This window comes from Microbulbifer aggregans (assembly GCF_020524005.1).
Taxonomy (GTDB): domain Bacteria; phylum Pseudomonadota; class Gammaproteobacteria; order Pseudomonadales; family Cellvibrionaceae; genus Microbulbifer; species Microbulbifer aggregans_A.
In genome coordinates this window covers 1-26529 of record NZ_JAIVKK010000003.1, presented here as the reverse complement: position 1 = coordinate 26529, position 26529 = coordinate 1, and the positions used below count along the sequence as shown (strand labels likewise).

5 protein-coding genes and 1 pseudogene are annotated in these 26529 nt (G+C 54.7%); all 6 read left to right on the top strand.

Features of this window, described 5'->3' with window-relative positions; all coding sequences use genetic code 11:
• Window positions 1-405: 405 nt before the first annotated feature.
• The 6 genes and pseudogenes from LC093_RS05125 (at window position 406) to LC093_RS05100 (ending at window position 26292) form a co-directional block, all read left to right on the top strand.
• On the top strand, window positions 406-11808 hold the full coding sequence (locus tag LC093_RS05125) for a fibronectin type III domain-containing protein (protein ID WP_226662911.1): 11403 nt from the start codon (window positions 406-408) through the stop codon (window positions 11806-11808).
• A gap of 200 nt (window positions 11809-12008) precedes the next feature.
• Entirely contained in the window at window positions 12009-16361 is a 4353-nt protein-coding gene (locus LC093_RS05120) for an RHS repeat-associated core domain-containing protein (RefSeq protein ID WP_226662909.1), read from the top strand.
• Between the two features lie 492 nt (window positions 16362-16853).
• Window positions 16854-17126 (top strand): annotated as a pseudogene (locus LC093_RS05115) (transposase); the annotation flags it as partial.
• A gap of 21 nt (window positions 17127-17147) precedes the next feature.
• Window positions 17148-17453, top strand: a complete 306-nt coding sequence (locus LC093_RS05110; protein WP_226662905.1) for a hypothetical protein — start codon at window positions 17148-17150, stop codon at window positions 17451-17453.
• Window positions 17454-17542: 89 nt separating this feature from the next.
• Window positions 17543-25180 carry a calcium-binding protein gene (locus LC093_RS05105; RefSeq protein ID WP_226662903.1) on the top strand — a complete coding sequence of 2546 codons (7638 nt, stop codon included), beginning with the start codon at window positions 17543-17545 and terminating at the stop codon, window positions 25178-25180.
• Between the two features lie 377 nt (window positions 25181-25557).
• On the top strand, window positions 25558-26292 hold the full coding sequence (locus tag LC093_RS05100) for an MHYT domain-containing protein (RefSeq protein ID WP_226662901.1): 735 nt from the start codon (window positions 25558-25560) through the stop codon (window positions 26290-26292).
• Window positions 26293-26529: the final 237 nt, after the last annotated feature.

Sequence of the window (26529 nt, the reverse complement as noted above, 5' to 3'; positions counted from 1 at the left end):
GATGCAAAAGTTTTTCTGAAAGACGGTGTGGATTTGGGGGTTCCCATTTCAGGGAGCGGATATAGCTCCGTTTATGTGACAGCGGAGGGTGATTTTTCCGTAGCGGATGGTGACCTTTTTGTAGATGGGTTTACACTTCAGTTGCCTCAAAATTACAGTTTTGAAACGATCACAGTAAAAAATAGCGGGAAGATAACTACTCCCGCGGCCTCTGAATCTTTTACTTCTGGTATTGTATTAAGCGCGGCTGATTTCTATATCAGTTCCAATTCGTATATTGATGTAAATTCTAAGGGATATCGTCCTGATTCTGGTGATCATTGGAAGTCCGGTGGTAGTTATGGCGGACTTGGTGGCGTAGATCCAATTTCCGACTCGGTGGCTCCGGTATTTGGTTCCATCGATATGCCAACTGATTTTGGCGTTGGTGGGCTGGGTGTTGATAGCAGTATCCAGGGGAGCCGCGGTGGCGGTGCGATAAAACTGGTTGCAAGCAATAAGTTTGAAGTCTATGGGGATATTTTGGCAAAAGGCCAAAGTGGAGTTTATCAAGTAGGTGCAGGCAGCGGGGGGTCTATTTGGATTGAAGCGAAGGATCTAGTTGGTAGCTCAAGTACCTTGATTGATGCATCTGGAGGTAATGGATATCAAGCCGGAACCGGTGGTGGTGGTCGCGTGGCGATCCACTATGACTCTATATCGGGTTTTAATACCAAGTCTTATGTGTTTGCAAGGGCGGGAGCCAACCATTCGGCAGCAACGGCTTACGGTGGCCCGGGAACGGTGTATCTCTACGATCGCACTTTGTCCTCTGACAATGCGCGATTGCAAATCATTAACAGAAGTACGAGCGATAGTTATAAGCCATATGAGCTTACAGGGGATATAGATATCCCTATTTACTTCGAAGACCTGCAGGTTTCCATTGCCGAGTCGGCTGATATTTCTGCTCCGATGTATTTCAAAGATGCAAAAGTATTTCTGCAAGATGGAGTGCATTTGGGAGCGCCTATTTCCGGAAGCGGATACAGTGCTGTTTATGTAACTGCGGAGGGTGATTTTTCCGTAGTTAATGGTGACCTTTTTGTAGATGGGTTTACACTTGAGTTAGCTCAGGATTACAGCTTTGAATCCATTACCGTTCAAAACAGTGGCAAGGTCACCACGCCAGCCGCTTCCGATACATTTACTTCAGGCATCACCCTCAGTACTACTGACTTTCATATCAGTTCCAATTCCTATATTGATGTCAGCTCTAAAGGGCCTATGCCGGATGGTGACGAACTCTGGAAGTCTGGTGGTAGTTACGGTGGTCTCGGAGGACGTGATCCTTCGTCGGGACTGGCGAGCCCGATTTTCGGCTCGATTGAAGCGCCAATAGATTTTGGCGTAGGGGGCTATGGAGTAGACGCTACAGTGCAGGGGAGCCGAGGTGGCGGCGCGATTAAGCTGATAGCGAGCAATAGATTTGAGATCTACGGCGATATTCTAGCGCAAGGCCAATCCCACCCGTATCGAGTTGGAGCAGGTAGCGGCGGGTCTATCTGGATTGAAGCAAAAGAGTTAGTGGGCAACAGTAGTACACTGATCGAGGCATCAGGTGGTAGGGGCTACCAAGCCGGTACCGGTGGTGGTGGACGTATTGCCGTTTATTACGACTCTTTGAGTGGCTTTGTTCCTCGCGATAGAATTTTTGCGCGTGCAGGGTACAACTATTCAGCCGCAACGGCTTATGGCGGGCCTGGTACAGTCTATCTCTATGATCGGTCTTTGGCGTCAAATAATGAGCAGTTGCTGATCACCAATAGGGATGGCAGCGAAATTTATGAGCCCTATAGAATTAGTGGCCAAGTGACTACTCCGCTGAACTTCTATAACACGAGAGTTGTTATTGAAGATGGCGCGCACCTGGAGGCTTCGGTATCAGGTTCTAGTTACAGTAATGTCTACATAACCGCAGAAGATGACTTTACCGTCGCGAATAATGCCCTTGTTGTCGATGGGCTTACGCTCGAATTGCATAAAAATTACAGTTTCGAATCCATTACTGTTCAAAACAGCGGCAAGATCACTACGCCGGCGGCTTCCGATACGTTTACTTCGGGAATCACTCTAAGCACTACTGACTTTTACATCAGTTCAAATTCATTTGTTGATGTCAGTGCGAAAGGGCGCAGACCGGATTCTGGTGAGCACTGGAAGTCAGGTGGTAGTTACGGCGGCTTGGGGGGGCGCGATCTCTCCTCGGGAACAGCCAACCCGATTTTTGGTTCGGTCGAGACACCGTTGGATTTCGGTGTTGGTGGCTATGGCCTTGATGCTACCGTGCAGGGAAGTCGAGGTGGCGGTGCTATTAAGCTTATCGCAAGCAACAAATTTGAAGTCTACGGCGATATTTTGGCATATGGGCAAAATCGACCGTATCAGGTTGGTGCCGGCAGTGGCGGCTCGATTTGGATTGAGGCAAAGGAGTTAATCGGCGGCAGTAGTACAATGATCGCAGCGTCCGGTGGCACAGGTTACCAAGCGGGCACCGGCGGTGGCGGTCGCGTAGCGATCTATTATGATTCCTTGACTGGTTTTGTGCCGCGGGATCGAATTTTGGCTCTTGCCGGTTCAAACTATTCAAGTGCTACGGCGTATGGTGGACCAGGTACGGTCTATCTCTATGATCGCTCATTACCATCCAATAATGAGAAATTGCTGATCACGAACAGGGATGTCAGCGGAATTTACGAGCCCTATAGAATTAGCGGTGAGCTTAATACTCCGTTGAATCTCTATAACACGAGGGTAACCATTGATGATGGCGCTCACTTAGCGGCTCAGATATCTGGTTCCGGCTACAGCAATGTCTACATAACTGCGGAAGGTGATTTTACAGTCGCCGATAATGCGCTTGTTGTCGATGGTGTAACGCTTGAGCTTCCTCAGGATTACAGTTTCGAATCCATTGCCGTTCAAAATAGCGGTAAGATCACTACGCCAGTGGCTTCCGATACGTTTACTTCGGGAATCACTCTCAGCACTACTGACTTTTACATCAGTTCCAATTCATTTGTTGATGTCAGTGCGAAAGGTCGCAGACCGGATTCCGGTGAGCACTGGAAGTCAGGTGGTAGTTACGGTGGCTTGGGGGGGCGCGACGTCTCCTCGGGAACAGCCAGTCCGATTTTTGGTTCGATCGAGGCACCGTCGGATTTCGGTGTCGGTGGCTATGGCGTGGATGGTACGGTGCAGGCAAGTCGAGGTGGCGGTGCCATTAAGCTCATCGCAAGCAACAAATTTGAAGTCTATGGCGATATTTTGGCATATGGACAAAATAGACCGTATCAGGTAGGTGCTGGTAGTGGCGGCTCGATTTGGATTGAGACGAAGGAGTTAATCGGCGGCAGTAGTACACTGATAGAAGCGTCAGGAGGCACAGGTTACCAAGCGGGCACCGGCGGCGGCGGTCGTGTAGCGATTTATTATGATGCCTTGACTGGCTTTGTGCCACGGGATCGAATCTTTGCACGTGCCGGTGCAAACTATTCGAGCGCCTCGGCGTATGGCGGACCTGGTACGGTCTACCTCTATGATCGCTCTTTACCATCCAATAATGAAAAATTACTGATCACCAATTGGAGTGTGAGCGGGATTTACGAGCCCTATAGAATTAGTGGTGAGCTTAATACTCCGCTGAATCTCTATAACACTAGGGTCGCCATTGAAGATGGTGCTCACTTGGTGGCTTCGATATCTGGCTCCAGCTACAGTAATGTCTACATGACCGCGGAAGGCGATTTTACTGTTGCTAATAATGCCCTTGTTGTCGATGGGGTGACGCTTGAGGTAGCCCAAGATTACACCTTTGAATCCATTGCTGTGCAAAACAGTGGCAAGATCACCACGCCAGCGGCCTCTGATACCTTTGCGTCGGGAATCACCCTCAGTGCTACTGACTTCTACATTAGTTCTAATTCTTATGTCGATGTTAGTGGGAAAGGGTATTTCCCTTCAGAAGAGATTGGTTACAAATCTGGCGGCAGCTACGGAGGCTTGGGTGGCGTAGTTTCTGACGCTGTAACCAATGCCATTTACGGTAGCGCTATCGCGCCCGTTGATTTTGGAATGGGTGGCCGTTATCAAGACGATAGCCAGGAAGGACTGAGAGGTGGCGGTGCTATCAAACTGGTAGCAGACCGCTTGCAGCACTATGGATATATTTATGCTAATGGTTCAGGAAGTTATAACTATAAAGGTGCAGGTAGCGGTGGATCTATTTGGCTTGATGTTGGCGAGTTAGTCGCGGGAAGCAATGGCTATATTCAAGCCAATGGCGGCTACGGTAGTCGGGCAGGTGCTGGCGGCGGTGGTCGTATTGCAATTTATTATGAATCAATAACAGGGCTGAATACCGCGAGAATAACTGCAAGCAGTGGGTCACATTACCTTGGCGCATACGGCGAAGCTGGCTCTGTCCATATTACGGAAATCACTGCGCCGCCTCGAGTTCGTGAAGTTTCGGCGAGCGGTTATCACGATGCATCTGTTAGCGGCACAGTTGTCCAATTTAGTACCGGTATCGATAGTGTAACTCTGGATACTAGCGATTTTGAGCTTGTCGATAGTTCCGGTGGCCCGATCGAAATTGCCTCGGTTTTGTCGCTAGATGATATCCGCTATCAAGTTGATTTCTCCGAGACGCTCACCGAAGGTACTTATACGTTTTATGTTGGTCCGGATATTTTCGGTACCAATGGCCTAGGTATGGACCAGGATCAAGATGGCATTGAACTGGAGCCGATCGATGATAGATTCACCACTCAGATAATCATAGACCTTACACAGCCTGATGCTCTGTCGATTGATCAGCCATTGGCCCCTGCAGTTATTGCCTCCAGCAAACGCTGGGTGAGTATTTCCGGCAGCCGTGAAGACGATACTGCAATCCTGATTGATGGTAACGAGGTGGTGGCAAATGGTTCAGGAAGCTGGACCGGTAGCTATTACTTGCCTGAGGGGGAGTCAACGATTTCGGTCGTAGCACAGGATATGAGTGGCAATCAGTCTGAGCCTGTATCCCTGATCTTCAATGTTGATAGCCAAGCGCCTGCCATCAAAGGCGCTGACCCAACAGGCTCCCAAAACTTAGTGCCGCCTTATATTACGCTGGTCGTTACCGAAGAAGGCAGCGGCATAGACCTCGATGCCAGCTCCCTCGTGGTTAAGCGCAATGGCGTAGCCCTGTCTGGCTCTGTGTCCTTGTACGAAGGCCAGGTGCAGTTCACACCGGAAGCCCCATTCCTCGATGGCGAGTACGAGATCGTCGCGCGTATTGCAGACAAGCTCGGTAACCTGTCCATCCAGAAGACCTATTCTTTCGTTCTGGACTACACCCCACCCGCACCCACTGTGTTGGGTGAGTACCCATCGATCACTACCGTTAACGCGCAAACCTTTACAGGTAGTAAAGAAGCGGGCAGTGCGGTCTTGGTCAACGGCAGCCTGGCGGTGGTGGCGTCTGCGGAGACCACCTGGAGTACCCAGGTCGCGCTGCTGCAGGGGGATAACGCCATCGAGTTTACGGTGCGTGATGCGGCCGGTAATGTGAGCACGCCGACCATAGCGGCGATCCGGTACGATAACAATCCGCCGGGCCAAGTCGCCTTGTCGATCGATCCCAATGGCCGTGGTACCGATCTGTTACTGGACTGGAGCAGCTACGACGAGTTCACCAACGGTAACGACATCGGTGAGTATCGTATCTATCAAAGTGCTGCAGCCTTTACGGATATTGCGGGTAAAACCCCGGTAGCGGTGGTCGCGCAGGGCACCAAGCAATTCCGCGTGGAGGGCTTACCTCGTGCAGTTGAAGCGCACTTCGCTGTAGTTGCTTTCGACACTCAGGATCTTTTCAACCCGCTGGTGGCTTCCACTTCTGCGGTGCCGGTTGATACCCAGGCGCCGGATGAGGTCGCCAACCTGGTTGTGGTGCCTGGTGCGGATAGCCTGTCCCTGAGCTGGAACCCGTCCGCCAATAGCGACGGTGATCTGGCCGGTTATCAAGTGGTGTTTGTAAATGACGCCGATGGGCGGGTTGATAATATCCCGTTGGCGTCCCTGTCTGATCCCGCGGCGGTTGTGCAGTACACGGTTACGGGCCTGAGCCCGGCCACGTCTTATCCGATCCGCGTGTCCGCTTACGATAACAACGGTAATGGCTCCTCTGGTGTGACCGATGCTGGCACCACCCTGTTGCCAAATCCCGCGACGGTCACGGCGGTACCGAAGAGCAGTCAGATCGAGATCACTTGGTCCAGTGTTGCCCCGTACAACTTGCTGAAGAACTACGCCGTGTATGTACAGGAGGCCAACTTCAGTTCACTGGAAGGTCTGCAGGCGAAGCAAATCCTGAGCAAGGGGCTCGCCTCTGATAGCGAGCAGACCTGGTCCCTGGCCGGCCTGAAGAACGGCACCACCTATTATGTGGCCGTGGCATCGGTCAACATTTCCGGTGGTAGCGACCTGCAAGTAACCTCGGTGGCGGTTACTCCGGTAGCGGATACGGACGGCCCGGTGATTGACGCTGCGCACTATCAGCAGGGCAGCGACCAGCTGGATCTGCTGGCGGTACCGCAACTGTCCCAAGACGGCCGCTTCAAAATCACCACCAGCGATGACTCGGGTATCGCCCGCGTGGAGTTCTTCGTTGACGGTATTTTGCTGGGTACTGAGTACGCCGCCAGCAACGGCACCTTTGGCCGTAATCTCACCCTGCAGCCCCTGACTGATGGCGATCACGCCCTGACAGTCAAGGTCTACGACGTGTGGGAGAACAGCACTATTGGCCAGTACGCCTTCGGTGTGTTACTGGCTCCGCCTGCAGCTCCGCAGATCACCGCCCCGGTGGAAGGCACCATCAGCAACCAGCCGCTGGTGCTGATCCAGGGAGAGGCCGAGAAGGGCACCCATGTGCAGCTGTACCGCGATGGCTCTGCAGCTGGTGACGTTCAATTGGTGAACAGCTATGGCAAGTTCCAGATCGAAGTAGCCCTGGAAGAAGGCCATAACAATATTACCGCCGCGGCGGAGTACCCGAGCCGCAGTAGTGGCTTTGGTCCGCAAAGTGCGGTGCGCACCATCGAACTCAACACTTCGATCCCGGATGCCCCGGCCAACCTGACGGTCATCGAGCGGGAGCTGGGGCAGATCTCCCTGTCTTGGGATCTGGTGGAGAGCAGTGATGCCAACAACGTCATCGCCGGTTACAACGTGTATCGGGCAACGGCGACCTTCGGCAACCCGCAACAGGCGCAGAAGCTCAACAGCCAGCTGTTGAAGGAACCCAAGTTCAGCGACCTGCCTGCGGAGGATGGCCATTACTTCTACGCCGTCACCGCCGTCAATGTCGCGGCCACGGAAAGCGCGCTGTCCAGTGTGGTTGAAGCCAGCGCCGACAGTGCCGGTCCCCGTGTTGTGGACATCAACTACCAGTCCAATGGGCTTGTGGATAGCGCCACGGGCCGCTATGCCCCGGGCACCGTGGAACTGGCGGTGCAGTTTGATGAACCCCTGCGCAACAAACCCTACTTCGCGCTGGTGCCGGAAGGCGGTGTCCCGCTGACCGTTGAACTGCGTAAAGACTACAGCGACGACACCCTGTATACCGGCAGCTTTATCATCGAGCCCGGCATGCTCTCCGGCACCGCGTATGCGGTCATGTCGGCCCACGATGACGTCGGTAACCGCGGTACCCTGATCGACGCCGGCGGCACCCTGCTGATCGACGCCAAGGGTCCCGAAGTCATCGCCCTGACCCTCAACCCCGGACAACCGCTCAAGGTCGACGAGCAGAACGGTTTGTTGGTGGAAGTGGTAGCCAAGTTGAACGACGAAGTGAAGCCCGGTTCACAGCCCACCCTGATTCCACAGCTCGACACGGTTGCCCTCGCCGAGTACAGCGCCGGTATCAGCCTGGCCCGCGATGCCCAGTCCATCGAAGGCGAACCCCTCTGGGTGGGCAGCTTCACCCTGCCTACCAGTGCCGGACAAGATACCGAGGGCAACCCATCGGTGGCCAACCTCAGCTTCAGTTACCAGGCCGCCGACGACCTGGATAACCTGGGCGACAAAGTGCGTGTGCGCAACGCCTTCCAGGTGTACCAGGGCGACCTGCCGCCACTGGATATCCCGCAGAACCTCAAGGCGATCGCCCAGCCCAATGCCGGCGTGGCCCTTGAGTGGGATCCGGTAGAAGACGCGCGCTACGTCCTGTATCGCCGTGCTGAGAACGACGCCGAGTTCACCGAGCTGCTGCGCCTTACCGACACCAATACTGTCGACCAGCTGCCCAGCGATGGCCAGTACTACTACGCCATTGCCAGTGAACGCCGCAGCAACGAGCAGATCGCCGTCAGTGCCCTGAGCGCCCCGGTGGCCGTGCGTGCTGACAGCATCGCCCCGGCCGCGCCGGCGGATCTGGCGCTGGAACTGAACGGTGCCGGCATCGTCGCCACCTGGACCGCGCCTGCCAGCGATGCCGAGGGCAATACAGAAGAGGGCGTGGCACTTACCTACAACCTCTACCGTCTCAACCTCGGCGAAGGGGAAAACGCCACCGCCGAGCTGTTGCAGAACGTCACCCCGTTGCAGACTGGTATCCCCGAGCCCATCGCGCTGGACAGCAACCCCAGCGAGAGCCAGCACGCCTATGCGATTACCGCACTGGACGACGCCGGCAACGAGTCCGTGCCCAGCGACACCGCCTACCTCAACTTCGGCCTGCTGCCGGTGAGCGACCTCAGCATCACTGTCAACGCCGACGGCCACCCGCAACTGCAATGGCACCACAGCGGTGCTGCCATTGCCGGCTACCGGGTGTATGTGGACGGTGCCGGGACAGCGGGCGACGGGGACGCGGGTGAAGGTGTAGAGAACCTGCAGGAGATCACCACCGCGCTGATCTCCCACAGCGGCAACCCCACCACCTTCGTCGATGAAGGCTTCACCGCCGGCGCCCAGGGCGTCACCGCCGAGCGCCGTTACACCGTGATCGCCGAAGACGACCAGGGCGCGACCAGCATTGGTCACAGCCTGCTGTTGCCAGCACTCTCGGTCGAAGTGATCGAGCCGGCCGAAGGCCAATCGGTCCTGGAGCGCGGTGTGATGAACGAAGTGCGCTTCCGGGTACAAAACCGCGGCACGCAAAATGCCACCGGCGTACGGCTGTTCGCCACCGTCAGTGACAATGGCACACCGCGTGAGCACCAGTCCGCCAGCTTCAGCGTCGCCGCCGGCGGCCTCGTCGAAGTGCCTATCGTCATTGGTGGTTACGCCAAGCTGAGCACCCTGAGCGATATCCAGCTGCGCCTCGAACAGTCACCATTGCCCGGCGAACTCGTGTTTATCCAGGCCCAAGACCAGGTGCTCGTCGGCGACGCCGCCCTGCGCCTGTCGCTCGAGTCCGACACCGTCTATCGCGGCGGCCTCGGCAAGTTCCGCTTTACCCTGGAAAACACCTCCGCCGTGGAAACCGAACTGCTCATGGCCCGCAGCAACGGCAAGACCGCCTCCAACGAGGTTCGTCTGCGGATCGAAGACAGCGACGGCAACCTCCTGTCACAGCAGCCCGTGCAGCAGTTCACCGGCAACGTCATCACCGTCGCCAATGGTGCTACCGTCGCGCGCCTGCAGGCGGGGCAAAGCTTCGTCTCCGACTGGATCGAAGTGCCTATCCCCGCCGCCGCCCCGGACCTGGTCACCGTCGCGCTGGAAGTGGATCACTTCCGCTACCACACCGGCAAAGCCACCGAAGTGATCATCGACGGCAACGGCACCCGCACCCAGGCCTCCCTGCAGGAGACCGCCTACTACGGGGCCCTGGATGCCGTGACGCCAGCGGAGATCTACACCACCGAAGACACCGTGACCCTCACCGGCCAGGCCATTGACCGCAGCAGCGACACCGCCACCGGCAACGTCCCCCTGACCCTGGTGATGGCACTGCGCGGGTTCGAGCGTCAGGCCGCCGTCATCACCGACAGCGACGGCCGCTTCAGCTACACCTTCGACCCGCAAGGGCAGAGTGGTACCTGGCGCGTCTCGGTGATCCATCCGGAGAGTCTCGCGCGCCCCAATCAAGGCGAGTTCAGCGTACTCACTTCTGAAGTGACCCCGAACCAGGTCAACATCCGGGTACCGCGCAACTACAACCAGGTGATCCCGATCACCGTCAAGGCCGGCTACAGCAGCGACCTGAGCAACGTCCGCCTGGTCTCCGTCGCCGCCCCTGACGCCGCCCCTGACGACGCCCCTGACGACGCCCCTGACGACGCCCAGCTGCAGATCCCGAGTGGACTCCACCTGGACCCGGGCGCCATCATCGACCTGGCCCCGAAAGCCAAAGGCGTGATCAACCTCACCCTGATGGGCGACAACCTCGCCCCGGAAAACGGCTTCCTGTACTTCCAGGTCCTCGCCGACGTCAACGGCAGCGCACAAGTGCTGGAAGACATCGCCGTGGAATACCGCCTCTCGGAAAGCCGCCCGGTGATCACCACCAAACCGGCGTTTATCGACACCGGCGTATTACTGGGCGACAGCACCACCGAAGCCCTCACCCTCAACAACACCGGCTTCGACGTGCTGCACAACGGCGCCCTGGAACTGCTGGACGACGCCGGCAACCCCGCCCCGGACTGGATCGGCCTCAACGGCACCAACAGCCTCGGCGACCTGGATATCGGGGCCAGCCGCGACGTCAGTCTGCGCTTCGCCCCGGACAGCAGCGTTGCCCAGGGTAACTACAGCTTCAAACTGCAGATCACCGGCGACGGCGGCCACAGCTTCAGCGTGCCTATCTACGTTGCCGTCGTCACCTCGGAAATGGGCGACGCCTTCTTCCATATCAGTGACATCTACACCGCCACCCTGGGAGAAGACAACCAGCTGATCCCCGGCCTGCAAGGTGCCAAGATCGAACTGCAGAACGAACAGGTGCTCTCCGAAACCCGCACTATCAACAGTGACGCTAACGGCGAAGCCCTGCTCAATGACCTGCCCGCCGGTCGCTACAGCTACCGGGTCACCGCCTTCGACCACGAAAGCGTCGCCGGCCGGCTGTGGGTCAAACCCGGCATCACCGTCGCCGAAGACGTGTTCCTGATGAACCAGATCATCAGCGTCGAATGGCAAGTGAACGAGATCAACCTCGAAGACCGCTACGAAATCAAACTCGAAGCCACCTTCGAAACCCACGTCCCCGTTGCCGTGGTCATGCTCGACCCGCTCAGTATCACCCTGCCCGACATGCAGAAGGGCGACGTGTTTACCGGCGAACTGAGTGTCACCAACTACGGCCTGATCCGTGCCGACAGCGTCACCAACACCCTGCCCACCGGCAACGACGTCGTCGCGTTCGAGTTCCTCGCCGAAGTACCTGACACCCTGGAAGCAGGTGAGGTCGCGTATATCCCCTACCGGATCACCGCGCTCAGAGACTTCAACCCGGCTGAAGAGGGCGACGCTACCGGTGCTGGTTGTAGCAGTTACAGCTTCCAGTACCGCGTGAGTTACCAGAGCCAGTGTGCGAACGGGCAAATAGTGCCGGGGGGTACCTCCACGCGCTGGGCCACTGCCACCTATGGTTCCTGTTCAGGCGGCGGCGGTGGTGGCGGTAGTAGTTACTACTACGGTGGTGGCACGGGTAGTGGGTCGGGTTATGGCGGCGGCTACTCTCCGATAGGAGGGGCGGTAGAAACGCTGCGCTGCGAGCCGGATCCGAGCTGTGATGACTGCAATAAAGACAACAGCAGCGCCCAGTAAGAACCGAATATAAAAATTTGGAGAAGCGGGAGGCTCGAACTCCCGCTGATTGAATGAAGACCAGGAATATAACAATGAAGTTTTGTGCCAGGGACGAAAAGTCGGAATACATCGCACTTGCTGGTAAATCAAGGCGAGGGCTGATTGCCAGTTATGGGGCTTTGGCTTTATCAGTTTGCGCGCTTCTATTATTAGGCCCTTTGGCCCATGCCAAGCCTGGCATCATCAGCGATGGCGCCAAGCCGCGCGCGGTCACCTCGCAAAATATGGAAGACCTGGAAGATATGCAGGTCAAAGTTCTCGGTGGCAGCGTACGTATGACGCGCCGCTGGACCAAAAAAGGTTGGGAATGGAATAGCCGTTGGAACCCGATTCTTACTTACGGCAACCTGAGGTATCAGGCAAAGTATGAAGAGGTTGCCGAGCTTGATGCATTTGAGTCTGAAGCCCGCTATGCGGCGCTAGATACGTTTGGCAAGGGCGTATTTTACCGTTCGGGTGGCGCTGGAGGCCGGTTCGCGCTTGCTTCCAGGCAGCAGAACGCAGCCCCCAACTGTGACCAGCCTTTTGAGTTTTACCTGTTCCGCAATGGCCAGTCTTTTCGTCCGGAAAAATTCCGCGCGGATTATGTGACTTGTATTGCACCGGATGGAGACACCTACCATTCCCTTCTTGACCAAACAATCATTAAAGATGGTGATGATTACACTTGGCGTGATCGGCACGGCAATCTAATCCAGTACGAAAACCAGAATATCTCCTACTACGAAGATAAAAATAATGTCCGAGTGAGTATGGAGTACGAAGGAGATCGAATTACTGCGGTCAAGGATCATCATGGCAACACTATCATCACTTACTACTGGCAACAGATACAAGATGAAAAAAATGGTGTGATGGTCGTTTCTCACCAGCTAACAAAGCTCGAAGACTACACCGGCCGTACCGTCACCTATAAATACGGTGCCGATAGCACCGACACACTTAACTACCGTCTGTTAACTGAAGTGGTCGATGTTCGCGGCCAGACCTGGAAATACCAGTATGCTGCTCGCAGTAGTGAACAGCGGGTATTGAAAAGTGTCACGGATCCAAATGGACGTATAACAACTTATTCCGTTAATGCGGATGGCCATGTAAATGGCTATGTGACCGAGGATAGTACAGGAGTTAGTTACTCGCACAGTGTCGATAGTGACGAAGTGTTTAAGGCAACCCAGCGTGACAAATCCGGTGTAGTCACCGAGACCTGGTACAACGTTATGGGTATGCCGCTTAAGCAGCAGGTGGGTGGCGAGCTGCAATACGAAGTTGAATATACCTACTCGGAAAACAAAACGGCCAAAGATGTGGCCAAACAGTACCGCTATGCGGGAACCACACAGTTGGTTGCCAACGCCAACGATGCCCCCGTTCGTATCCTGAGCAGTGTCACTACAGATGCCCGGGGCCTGGAAACCAAGCGCTATTACGATACGTTCCGCAATGTTACCCGTACCGAAAATCCCGATGGTACTTACACTACTACGGAGTGGAATACGGTACTCACGCTGCCGCTGAAAGAACGCGATGAGCGCGGGTTCATCACCGAGTACGAGTATGACAGCAAAGGCAACCTGCTGACCCTGACCGAAGCGGTAGGTACGGCTGACCAGCGTATAACCCGCTACACATACGATGCCTATGGCCAGCTGAAAACCCAGATCACCGGTGAATCCACCGCAGCCAATACCGCGTTGGCCACCACCAGCTGGGAATACGACGATTACGGCAACGTCACCAAGGTCACCAGTCCCGAGCAGGAAGTTACGGAATACAAGAACTATGACGTAAACGGTTACGCCCACACCGTCGTGGATGCGCGCCAGAAAACCTGGACCCGCAACTTCGATACCGTAGGCAACCTGCTGTCAGACCTCAACCCCTACAGCCAGGGCTTTAAATACGAGTACGATGCCGCCGGCGATCTGGTCAAAGTGACGGACGCCAGTGGCAGCAGCCTGCATATCACCAACAACGCCTCCGGCCTGCCGCGCACTGTCACTGACGATGCTGGCAACCTGCTCAAGCTGGATTACGACAAAGGCAATCGCCTCGCTACCATCACCGATGCCGAGGGTTCCTCTATCGGCCTGGAGTACGACAGCCAGAACCGCCTGGGCGCCATCGTCGATGGGGAGCAGAACCGCACCAAATACACCTACCAGCAAAACCTGCTGTCAAAAATCGAATACCCCACCTATGCCGAAGAGCTGGGTTACGACAAGCGCGACCGTATCGAGCAGAGCAAGCAGAAGGCCAATAACCTCGAGTATCTGCGTAAGTACGGCTACGACCTGACCAGTAATCTCAACAGCGACACCGATGCGCTGGAAAATACCGAGAAGTACGAGTACGACAAGCTGAGCAGGCTGGTGGCCATTGTCGATCCGGTCAATGGTGAAGCCAAGAAGACCAAATTCACCTACGATGCCCGCGACAACTTGCTGCAAGTGACAGATCCGGAAGGTCGCCTGACGGTCTACACCTACGATAAGGTCGACCGCCTGAAGACCGAGACCAAGCACGACTTTATCGGTACCAACAAACAGCGCGTTTACAACTACGATGCCAATGGCAATCTCGTTGAGGTGATCAATCCACAGCAGGAAAAACGCAGCTACAGCTACGACGACGCCAACCGCCTGAGCAAGCTGGAAGTCTTTGCACAGAAAGACAATGCACAGCCGGTAAAGGTGGTGGATTACAGCTACAACAGCAAGGGCCAGTATACCGGCTACACCCAGCAGCCCGGTGCGGATACTGCCAATGCCACCGCGGATATCGTCCACCACGGGGAAACCTATACCTACGATGCGCTGAATCGTCTGGAATCCGTGCAGGTGGATTATTACGGTGAAGGCGATAAGGCCGCGGAAATCGCGTTCTCCAAAGGTTACAGCTACAGCTATTACGGCAATGGCCTGAAGAAAACCTATACCAACCCGGAAGGTATTACCTACACCTATTACTACAACAAGAACAACCAGCTGGCTGCGGTGCATGTGCCCGGGGAAGGGCAGCTGGCGTGGACCAACTTCAACTGGCTGGCTCCGCAAACCTTGTTGTTGCCCGGCGGTAATAAGATCACCCTGACCTATGACGACTTCCTGCGCGTGAAAGAGCGCATTCTGGAAGACTCTGCCGGTAACGATAAAGCGACCGCGCTGTACGAGTATGACCTTGAGAGTAATATCAAGGGGATCAATACCGAGCATGGGGCTTATGCGTTTGGTTATGACGATCTTTATCGGCTCACAGTGGCGGATTATCCGCTGGAGTTGTCGGCGAACGACGAGCAGTTTGAATACGATGGCGTTGGCAACCGCACAGACCGTGCGGAGCGAGCGGATTCTGCCACGGGGACTGGCGGCGAAGCGGCGGGGGCAGATTTTAATCTGTCCCCCACCCAAAGCACCTACAACAACCAAAACCAGCTAACCGCATCCACCGGTGATGATCCGGCCAGCTTCCAGTACAACGATAACGGTCACACCGCCCAGAAAGTGCAGGGCGGGGTTACCTGGGACTACCACTACAACCATGAAGAACGCCTGATCGCCGTCGATAAAAATACCCAGACGGTCGGGCAGTATCAGTACAACCCTTACGGCCAGCGGATTCGCAAACAGACCGACAGCGAAACTTATTTCCTCTATAACGAAGAAGGTATGGCAGCGGAATATGATGCGAGCGGGAATCTGATTAAGGAGTACCACTTCAAGCCGGGTATGCCTTGGATGACTGAGCCGTTGTTCCAGCGGGTGGCTTCTGGGGAGCTTTATTACTACCAGAATGATCATTTGGGTACGCCGCAGCGGATGGTGGATAAGTCTGGGGCTGTGGTTTGGGAGGCTCGGTATGAGGCTTTTGGTAACGCTGAGGTTCTAATTGAAACTGTTGGGAATACGTTGCGGTTTCCGGGGCAGTATTTTGACGAAGAGAGTGGGTTGTATCAGAATTATTTCCGAGAATATGACCACGGGATTGGCCGATACATTCAAAATGATCCTGTAGGTTTTTTGGGGGGGATTAATTATTTCGCATACACCTACAATTCCCCTACCGTATTAATTGATCCTACAGGTGAGATTGTGCCACTCGTTTGGCTTGCCGCGATGGCTGGAAAGGCTGTAGTTTCTGCACTTTTTGAAATCGGTATGCAAGCGGGGAAGCAATATTTTCTACAAGGTAAGAGTCTTAAGTGCATTGATATTGACTGGGTGGATGTTGGTGTGGCCGCAATTGCGGGTGCAGCTTTTCCTGGTGTAACAAAAGTTAAAGATGTGTATCACTCTCATAAGGCCTCTAAGGAGCTTAGTAAGCAGTTGTCGAGAGCTCAGGCAGAAAGTCGAAAAAGAAAGCTCAAGAGACGGATGGAAAGACATGAGTTTAATGTTCATGATCTAGGTGCTGGTATCGTAGGCGGCCAAATTGTCAATAATGTCGGAAAGAAATTCTTAAATGATCCCCCCTGTGGGAATCAAGATGGTGAAGACGGAGAGTGTAAATGAAGCGGGTCGCAATCTATTTGATTTTATGTGCTCTGGCAGGTGTAGCCTATGGGTTCGTTAGATATAAATTAGAATCGCCTATTGGTGGTCTTGTAATTTTGGCGATAATACTACTGGGTGGTGGTCAGATTATTAATAGATGGCTTAGATAACTTCAATTGTGGACTAAATATATCAGGTCTAATTGGGCATAAAAGTAATGCGTATATTTTAAAACCATAAATAAGCAAGGATAAAGGGGGCGATAGACATAAATAAAGGGGACCATAAATAAGGGACGTAAAGGGGACGACGTAAAGGCGGTATAATAAAAGGGGACAGATCTATTTAAGACGCCCAAATAAACAAGGCAGGGAGTGACGCCAGAAACGATTGAGAAGAGCTATGCCAAGGAAGGCGAGAATATTGGTGGCGAATATGCCACATCATATTGTGCAGCGTGGGCACAACCGCGAGGCGCCAAAATAAGTAAGTAGTCTTGCGGATGAGGATTATCAGTTTTACCGGGACAACTTGTTCGAGTGGAAGGATAAGTTGGGGATCAAGTTGTACGCCTGGTGCTTGATGACCAACCATGTCCATCTGCTGTTGGAACCAGGAGATACGGCGGAATCGATTTCGCTGCTGATGAAGCGGGTTGCCGGGCGGCAGGCGGCCTATGTGAACAAGCTGGAAGGGCGCCGGGGTTCTCTGTGGGAGGGGCGTTTCAAAGCGAGCGTTGTGCAGGTGGAGTCATATTTTCTTGCCTGTTGCCGTTATATCTAGCTGAACCCGGTGCGCGCCGGCATGGTGCGTGGGCCACGCCAATACAAGTGGTCCAGTTATCGTGAGCGGGTTGGTGCCAATGAAGGTTGTGCGCTGGATAAGCACGTAGAGCTGCAGCGAATGGGGCGCAATAGCGTCGAGCGCTTAGCGGCGTATAAAGAATTTGTTCAGGCTGGGGTATCGGCCGACGAGCTGGCCTTTTTGAATGAGGCCTGGTCTCGCAACCAGCTGACCGGTAATGGCCGGTTTGTGGATGAGATCGAACGCAGGGTAGGGCTCAGGGTAGAGCATCGCAGGCCTGGGCGGCCGCGAATGGAAATAGATTGAAGGTCGAGCTGTTGCGGAAATGGTGTAGCCGAAGGGCTCGATTTCAAAAGAATTAATTAAAAGCATTACGAAAATTAGGAATAGGGAACATGTTGCAGCGTTGGGGGATTCTGGCGGCGATTTGGATCAGCACATTGATAGTGCCGGCGGCCGCTACTGCTCAGGAAGAGGCGCTTTGCGCAGAAGTGCGCATTGAAATTCTTCAGGAGCTGACACTGGAGCGCCAGGGCTTTGAAGCCATCATGCGCATTACCAATAGCCTGGATACCTATTCCATTGAGGATATTGCTATTTCGGTCAATTTTACCGATGCCGATGGCAATGCCGTTACTGCGACCTCAGATACCTCCGCCAGTGATGCGGCTTTTTTTATCCGTATCGATGATACCCAGAGTGTGAATTCCCTGGTCACCGGTGATAATGGTGCCGTGACCGATGCGGTGATCAATGCTGGTAATGTCGGCGAGTTCCGCTGGTTGATTGTCCCCACGGCCAATGCTGCGGGGGAGACCGACAATGGCAAGCTGTTCTTTGTCGGCGCCACTCTTTCCTACGCGTACGGCGGTAAAGAAGAAGTGGTGGAAGTGGCCCCGGATTCCATCGTGGTTAAACCCCAACCGCTGCTCACCCTGGATTACTTCCTCACCGAAGAAGTCATCGGCGACGATGCATTTACTACCGAGATAGAGCCCCCAGAACCCTACACCCTTGGCGTGCGCATCGATAACAGTGGCTTTGGTGCGGCGAACAAGGTCAAGATCGAATCTGCCCAGCCCAAGATCGTCGATAATGAGCAGGGCCTGGCGATCGACTTCACCATCACCAAAAGTTTCGTCGAGAATCAGGCCGCACAGCCCAGCCTGTTGATCGATTTCGGCCAGATTGAGCCCAGTGCGATGAAAGCGGGCCGCTGGATCATGGAGTCCACGCTCTCCGGAAAATTTACTTCGTTTAATGCGAGCTTTACCCATGCCAACGAACTGGGTGGTGAGCTCACGTCGCTAATCGAAGCCACAAATGCGCATCTGCTGGTGCGGGATGTAAAAGTGGATCTTGCCGGGCGCGATGCTGTGCCGGATTTCCTGGCCTATGGTGCGGACGACAACTACTACGTGTACGAAAGCCAAACCACGGGTGCCGATCTGGCACTGTGTAAAAGCTGTGCGCAAGTGCCGCAGCTCAGTTATAACCTGGGTGCCGAGAATGCGGGTACCCGTGCGCTGACCGGTTCTGCGGAAGCCGGTTTTGGTTTCGTCAAGGTATCCGACCCGTATGCCGGTGAAAAAGTACTGCACAAAGTGGTGCGGGATGACGGCAAGCAGCTCGATAGCGCCAACTACTGGATCTCCAAGGAGCGCGCCGAGAACAACATCGACTTCGATCACTTTATCAATGTGTTCGATTTCGGCAGTACCGGTAGCTATACCCTGTATTTTGTGGATGCCAGCGAGGTGCCCCAGGCGCCGGTGATCCAGGCCATTCTGGATCGCAATACCCATGAAGGGAGCCAGGTTGGCTTCCTGGTGCAGTCTTCCGACCCCAATGGCTCGGTGCCCAAGCTGAGCGCAACTACGCTTCCCGCCGGTGCCTCCTTTACCGATGGCGGTGACGGCACAGGTATTTTCCGCTGGCTGCCGGCGATCGGTCAGGCCGGCAATTACGCGATTACATTTACCGCAACAGACGGTGTGCTCTCCAGCCAGCGCTCGGTCAATATCGCGGTAAACCCGGCAGACGACACCGACGGCGATGGCCTGAACGATGCCTGGGAAATGGAACACTTCGGAAATCTGGATCGCGACGGAACGGGTGATTACGACGAAGATGGCCGTACCGACGCCCAGGAAGAAGCCGTGGGCAGTGATCCCACGGAGCCAGAGGTGGCGCCCGGTGTACCGCAAATAGCCAGCCCAGTGTACGACGGTGAAGTGCTTGCCGGTGCCAGCAGCCTGTTGCCGACGCTGGTGGTCACCAACGGTGAGCACGCACCGGAGATGACGGTCGGCTACCAGTTCGAGATTTATGCCGAAGAAGCCATGCTGAACAAGGTGGCGGAATCGACTCAAGTAGAAGGCTCGGTGACAACTACCTGGACGGTGGCGGCCGGTGAGCTGTTGTCCGGTAAAGCCATTTCCGATAACACTCTCTATTACTGGCGTGTGCGCGCAATCACTCAGGTAGAGGAAGGCAGTGGCGATGTGCCGGTCGCCTCCGAGTGGCAGGCGAGCCGCTTCTTTGTAAACACCGCGAACGATGCGCCCAGCGCCGCAGCCATCGTTGCCCCGGCGGCGAATGCCATAGTGGCGGACTTGCGGCCCACGCTGGTCGTGGCTCACGCATTGGATCTGGACCGCGATACCCTCTCTTACGGCTTTGACCTGTTTCACGAGTCCGATCTGGAAAACCCCATCGCCCAGGTTTCCGGCCTGTTGCCTGGCGGCAACTTCCAGACCAAGTGGCAGGTGCCAAACCCGCTTGCGGAAGACAATGCCTATGTCTGGAACGCCTGGGTACAGGATGAGCACGGCGTGCGTACCGATAGCGCACCGGGCACCTTTCTGGTCAGCACAGAAAATAACAAACCCCTAGCGCCCACGATTCTTGCGCCAACTGGCGCACTGCAGGATTGGTTGCCGAACAACGGTGTGGCGTTGCGGGTGCGCAATGGCGTAGACCCGGAGCAGCAACCTCTTACTTATTATTTTGAAGTGGATAGCCTGTCGAGCTTTGACAGTGCGAAAAAACGTGCTTCGGGGGCCATTACTGAAGCGGCACAGGAAACCTCGTGGACCGTTGACGGCCTGCTGGAAGACACCACCTACTATTGGCGGGTGAAGGTCAGTGATGGTGCGGTGGAGAGCGACTGGGTAACAGCCAGTTTCAGCGTGGATGCAGACAACACGGCACCGCCAGTACCCACCTTGCACAATCCCGGTGCCAGTGCGGTGGTCGAGTCGCTACGCCCATTGTTCGAGGTCAATCCAGTCGTGGATCCGGACGGGGATGCGGTGCAATACCAGTTCGAGATCTACTCCGATGCCGCACTGACGCTGCTGGTCGCCAGCCAGCTTCAGGCCGGAACCCAATGGACACCGGGCTTTGATCTTGATGACAACACCCATTATTACTGGCGTGCGAGTGCGAACGACGGCAAAGGTGGCGTTAGCGACTGGAGTGAAGTGAATTCGTTTGCGGTCAACGAAAACGGTGTGAACGATGCGCCCACAATCGCCCTGATCCTGCCCGACAGCCAAATTACACTGGCCGAGCCGGAAATCCTGATTCAATGGCAAGACACTGACCCAGACAGCAGTGCCACCATCTCCATTTACTACCTGTACGAAGGTAGTGGACGCACGTTGATTGCGGCCGATATTGCGGAAGATGCTGATGGCGCTGGTGATCAGTACCGCTGGGATGCATCCGGCCTGATGCCGGGCAACTACACATTGCAGCTGGAAATTTCCGATGAAGACAGCACGGTCGTGGCGGACGGCTGCTGCAATATAGTAGTGCCATCGCAGACCAAGCGTATTACCGCCACGCCGCAGACGGATCTGTTGACGGATGAGGCCGGAACAGTAATCGCAGCGGTAAATGTGGTGCTGGACCAGCCATTACAGACGGGCACCAGCCTGACTCTGAATGTGTCGGTGTCAGACAGCAGTGAAGCGCGTTTGTTAGGTGAAAACTATCTACAGTTTACCGCCGACAACTGGGACACCCCCCAGACCATTCAAATACAAGGTGTTGATGACTGTGAGGTAGATGGCAATCGCCCGTTCAACCTGGTGTTCCAGCCGGCCCAGAGCGCCGATACCGCGTACAGTGGTTATTTGCTGGATAGCATTGAGTTGATCAACGCTGATAGCGAAGCTCCCGGACAGACGCTCTTTATTTGCCAGTACACGCTTGAGCAGGAAGTGTCCGTAGCGGGTGGCGAGGAAGTGGATTCCCACTACCGTACAGGTTTAACCAATAACGGCAGTGGGCTGGTGTCTGCGAGTGCGACTCTTACACTGCTGGAATCCCCGGACCTGAACTATTCTGCCAGCGTAATCAGTGGCGTCACTCAAACATTCCAGAATATAGGCGCTGATGCCACGGTGCCTGGTGATGAGGTCTTGGTGATCCGCCATCCGGCATCTCAAGTGATCGATTTCTCCAAGTTTGTTTGGGCAATTCAGCCGGGCGATTCACTGGTCAATGTTGAAGGCGACTCTGGTAACAACAATCTGCAAGGCAGTGATGGTGCCGACATCATTGATGGCAAAGCGGGTAACGATACGATCTTCGCAGGCGAAGGCGATGACGTCGTTATTGGTGGCGCAGGCGCCGATAAACTGTATGGCGAAGGCGGCAACGATACGTTTGTCATTGAAGGTAATGATGGCCATGCGGACCGTATTGAAGGCGGCGATGGTTTTGACCAGATACTGGGCGGTGGCAGCGATGATGCCATACGCCTGAGTGTATTTACCGGCGCGGCCACGGTGGAGCGTATTGACGGCAGTGGTGGCTTTAATGCGATTTACGGCACCAGTGCAAACAACGTATTGGACTTTTCAAATACCGAGTTGCTGAATATCGCGTTTATCGATGCTCTCGGTGGTAATGACACCGTATACGGTAGTTCATCGAACGATAAGATTATCGGTAATAAAGGCAGTGATCGTCTCTATGGCAATGCGGGCGACGATATATTCGTTATCGAAGGCAATGACGCAGGCTTCGATCGGGTTGAAGGCGGCGCGGGCTTTGACCAGGTCATTGGTGGTGATGGCGATGACTGGTTCCGCTTCAGTGTCTTTAACGGCGATGCACGGGTCGAGGCCATTGATGGTGGTGCCGGAGTCAATCTGATTCAGGGTTCGGATACCAACAACACGCTTGATTTCCGTGGTGTGAGCCTGATCAATATTGCCCGTATCGCGGGTGGTGCAGGCAATGACAGTATCTATGGTTCCAGTTCTGCCGATACGATCGTCGGCGGAATGGGCAGTGACCGGCTCTACGGTGAGGCCGGTGACGACCGTTTCCCTCTAACTGCCGGAGATACAGGCTTTGATCGCTATGAAGGTGGTGAAGGCGAAGACTGGATAGTCGGTACTCCCGCAGACGATACGATCCAATTCAGTGTGTTTAATGGTATTGCCCGGGTAGAGGTTATCGATGGTGATGGCGGAATGAACCAGATCCTGGGTAGTTCTACCAACAACGTACTCGATTTCTCAGAAACCCAGCTGATATCGATTGATTTGATTGATGCAGGTGCTGGCAATGACACGGTTAAGGGGTCAGCGTCGCCCGATGTGATCATTGGCGGCCTGGGCTCTGACCTCCTTTACGGCAATGGCGGGGCCGATACTTTCCACATAACCGAGGGTGACACCGGCTTTGATCACTATGACGGTGGGGATGGTGTAGACCGCCTGCTGGGTACGGATGCAAACGACGATATCAGGTTGAGTGTATTCCGGGGTAATAGCCGCGTAGAGATCATTGACGGTGGGGCGGGTATTAACCGTTTGGTCGCATCCAGTACGAACAATGTGTTCGACTTCAGTGAAACCCAGTTGCTCAATATCCAGGAAATCGATATGGGCGACGGGAACGATACAGCGTATGGCACTGACAATGCAGATCGTATTATCGGTGGTAACGGTTCCGATTACCTGTATGGCAATGGCGGTGACGATATCTTTATTGTTACTGAGGGCGATACTGGTGCCGATCGAATAGAAGGTGGCGACGGCTACGATACATTGATTGGCTCTGACGCCGATGACACCTTGATCTTTAGTGTTTTCAGGGGCGACGCTCAGGTAGAAAAAATCGATGGTGCAGCTGGCCTCAATATTATTTCCGGTACCGCCAGCAATAACGTACTCGATTTCCGTGGCACCGAACTGGTCAATATCGCACTGATTAACGCGGGTGATGGCAATGACACCGTCTATGGGTCTGAGCTGGCGGATGTCATTCTGGGCGGTGCTGGCAGCGACATCGTATACGGTGAAGCGGGTGACGATCTCTTCAAACTCACCGAGGGTGATACCGGGTTTGACCAATATCGAGGCGGTGCAGGAACAGACACCCTGCAAGGCACACCTGGCAATGATGAGTTCCGCTTCTCGGCATTCGCCGGTGAGGCATCGGTAGAAATCATTGATGGGTACGGAGGCGAAGACCGCATACTGGGAACGGATACCAATAACACTCTGGATTTCTCCAATACTCAGCTCATCGGAATCGTTTCGATAGATGCCGCGGGCGGGAACGACACGGTATACGGAACCAGTGCGGCTGACACCATTATCGGAGGCATGGGAAGCGACTACGTCGACGGCGGCGATGGTGACGATACTTTCTTGATTACCGCAGGTGATCCCGGCAGTGATCGCTACATTGGTGGCAATGGGTTTGACCAAATCGTAGGAACCGATGCCGATGATGACCTGATCTTTGCTGTATTTAACGGTGCCTACACTGTGGAGCAGATTGACGGGAAAGCTGGTGTTAACCGGATTCTTTCCAATGACAGCAACAATGTTTTGGATTTCTCCGAAGCGACACTGCTGAATATTTCCCAGATTGATGCCGCCGCAGGGAATGATACGGTTTATGGCACGGCAGCCGCCGATGTCATCATTGGCGGGTTGGGTAGTGATAGCGTTCACGGCAATGCAGGTGATGACGTATTTATCCATACGCCAGGGGATACCGGCCATGACCGTTACCAAGGCGGCGAGGGTACAGATACCCTACAAGGCTCGAGTGGTGATGATGAATTCCGTTTTACCGTTTTCTCAGGTGATAACACCGTGGAGGTAGTTGACGGAAATGGTGGTAGTGACCAAATCCTGGGTAGCAGCGCGAACAACACGTTGGATTTCCGCAATGCATCGTTGATAAACATTGTGCGTATCAATGCCCAGTCTGGTAACGATACGGTTTACGGCACTTCTGGAGACGACACCATCGAAGGTGGTGCAGGGAGTGATAACCTGTATGGCGAAGGTGGAGATGATGTATTTGTAGTGACCGCAGGCGATACGGGCTATGACCGCTACGCAGGTGGCGATGGTTCCGATGAGGTACGAGGAACCATCGGCAATGATTTGATACGTCTCGCTGCTTATTCCGGAGTCAATACGGTTGAATTAATCAACGGTAATGGTGGTACCGATATTGTTCAGGGAAGTACAGGCAATAACGTGCTGGACTTCTCTTCTACTGAGCTCGTGGGTATTGCTGAAATTGATGCGTCGAAAGGCAACGATACAGTTAAAGGCTCATCCGGCAGCGATACGATTCGCGGCGGAGAGGGTACCGATACCCTATTCGGCAACGGTGGTGGGGATATCTATATCTTTGCGCGCGGCGATGGTGTCGACTCCATTCGCGATTCCGGCTCCAGTGACGGCGATACCCTGTATTTTGAGGGTGCTATTACATCTGATGACATTTGGGTCGTCAAAAATGGCAATCACCTTGATATCTACTTGCTTGCCGGGTCGGAGAAAGTCCAGATTGTGAACTGGCAGTCGCTTGAAAATCGAATTGAAGTGATTTCAACCGAGTCTGGAGCGTTGTTGGATTTCAATTCAATTGAGAGCTTAGCTGACACTATGACCGCTATTGGTGTGCCGGAAAGTGGAACAATAGTGTTGGACGGTGAACAGCAGGCTCTGGTAGCTGAGGCTATACAGATGGCCTGGCAGTAATTGTAAATGCCGCTAAAAGTAATCCGTTCAGACGACTTTTAGCGGCCTTCCCTTGCATCCTAAAAGATCTATATCAAACAATTTTAAAAGGCTAAACCAATCTCGTTTTGGAGTGTTGGGGGGCCCTATGGTTACTCCATGATTGATCGTGTGGTTTCGCAGATGGGCGGTGAAGTGCGGGGCGAGTGTCGGGATGCCGCAGTACGCCAGTAATCTTTCATGCTCAATGCGGTAAGCCGTGTGCTTCCCCCTTTTCCTGTTGCAATCAGAACTCATCGTGTGATCTATTTCGCATTTTGATGCGTATCCAGAATTAAGTGCCCCAAGGGCTGCTTTCTTCTTACTTTCTCTCTGTTTGTTTCTCTGGAAAATATCCCATGCTTTCTCAATACAATCCCGCGATTGTCTTCCTCTCGTACGTCATCTCTGTCATGGGCTCGTTTGCCGCGCTGCAACTGGTGACCGCAATTCCCACAGCGGCAACCCGGGCACAGCGGCGTGTGGCGATTGTGTCCGCCGGGGCGGCTCTGGGAATTGGCGCTATCTGGTCCATGCACTTCGTGGGCATGCTGGCGCTGAAGACCGATATGAAAATGGCCTACGATGTGTGGGGTACGCTGGTGTCGCTGGCGGTTGCGGTCGCTGCCTGTACGACGGGGATGGCGATCTGTGGTTCGGGACGGTTCAGCATTGACCGCCTGCTGCCGGCTTCGGTCTTTATGGGCGCGGGTGTGGCCGGTATGCACTATTTCGGTATGGCATCGATGCTGATGCCGGCGGAAGTCAGCTACAACCTGAACATTATTATTATCTCGGTAATTATCGCGGTGGTGGCTTCGTTTGCGGCGTTGTGGATGGCGTTCAATATGCAGGGCAACGGGCGAAAACTCCTCAGTGCGCTGGTGATGGGCGTGGCTGTGTGCGGTATGCATTACACCGGGATGGCGGCGGGCAGCTACAAAATGACCGGTGTTATGCCTGCGGCAGGTTGGGCTGGATCTGTGAGCGAGGCAATGGTAGAAGTTTTCGCGGGAGTTATCGCGCTGTGTGTGCTCGTGCTCGCAATCGGCGTTGCCCGCTGGCACCGCAGCCAGCCGGTACTTGCGAGCTAAACCCCAATATAAGAACCCATCGTCATTCCCGCGAAAGCGGGAATCCAGATTGTGGGCTGCTGAGGATCCGGAGTGGCTGGATCCCGGCTCAAGGCCGGGATGACGGTAGCGGCTTCACGTCATTCCCGCGAAAGCGGGAATCCAGATTGTGGGCTGCTGAGGATCCGGAGTGGCTGGATCCCGGCTCAAGGCCGGGATGACGGTAGCGGCTTCACGTCATTCCCGCGAAAGCGGGAA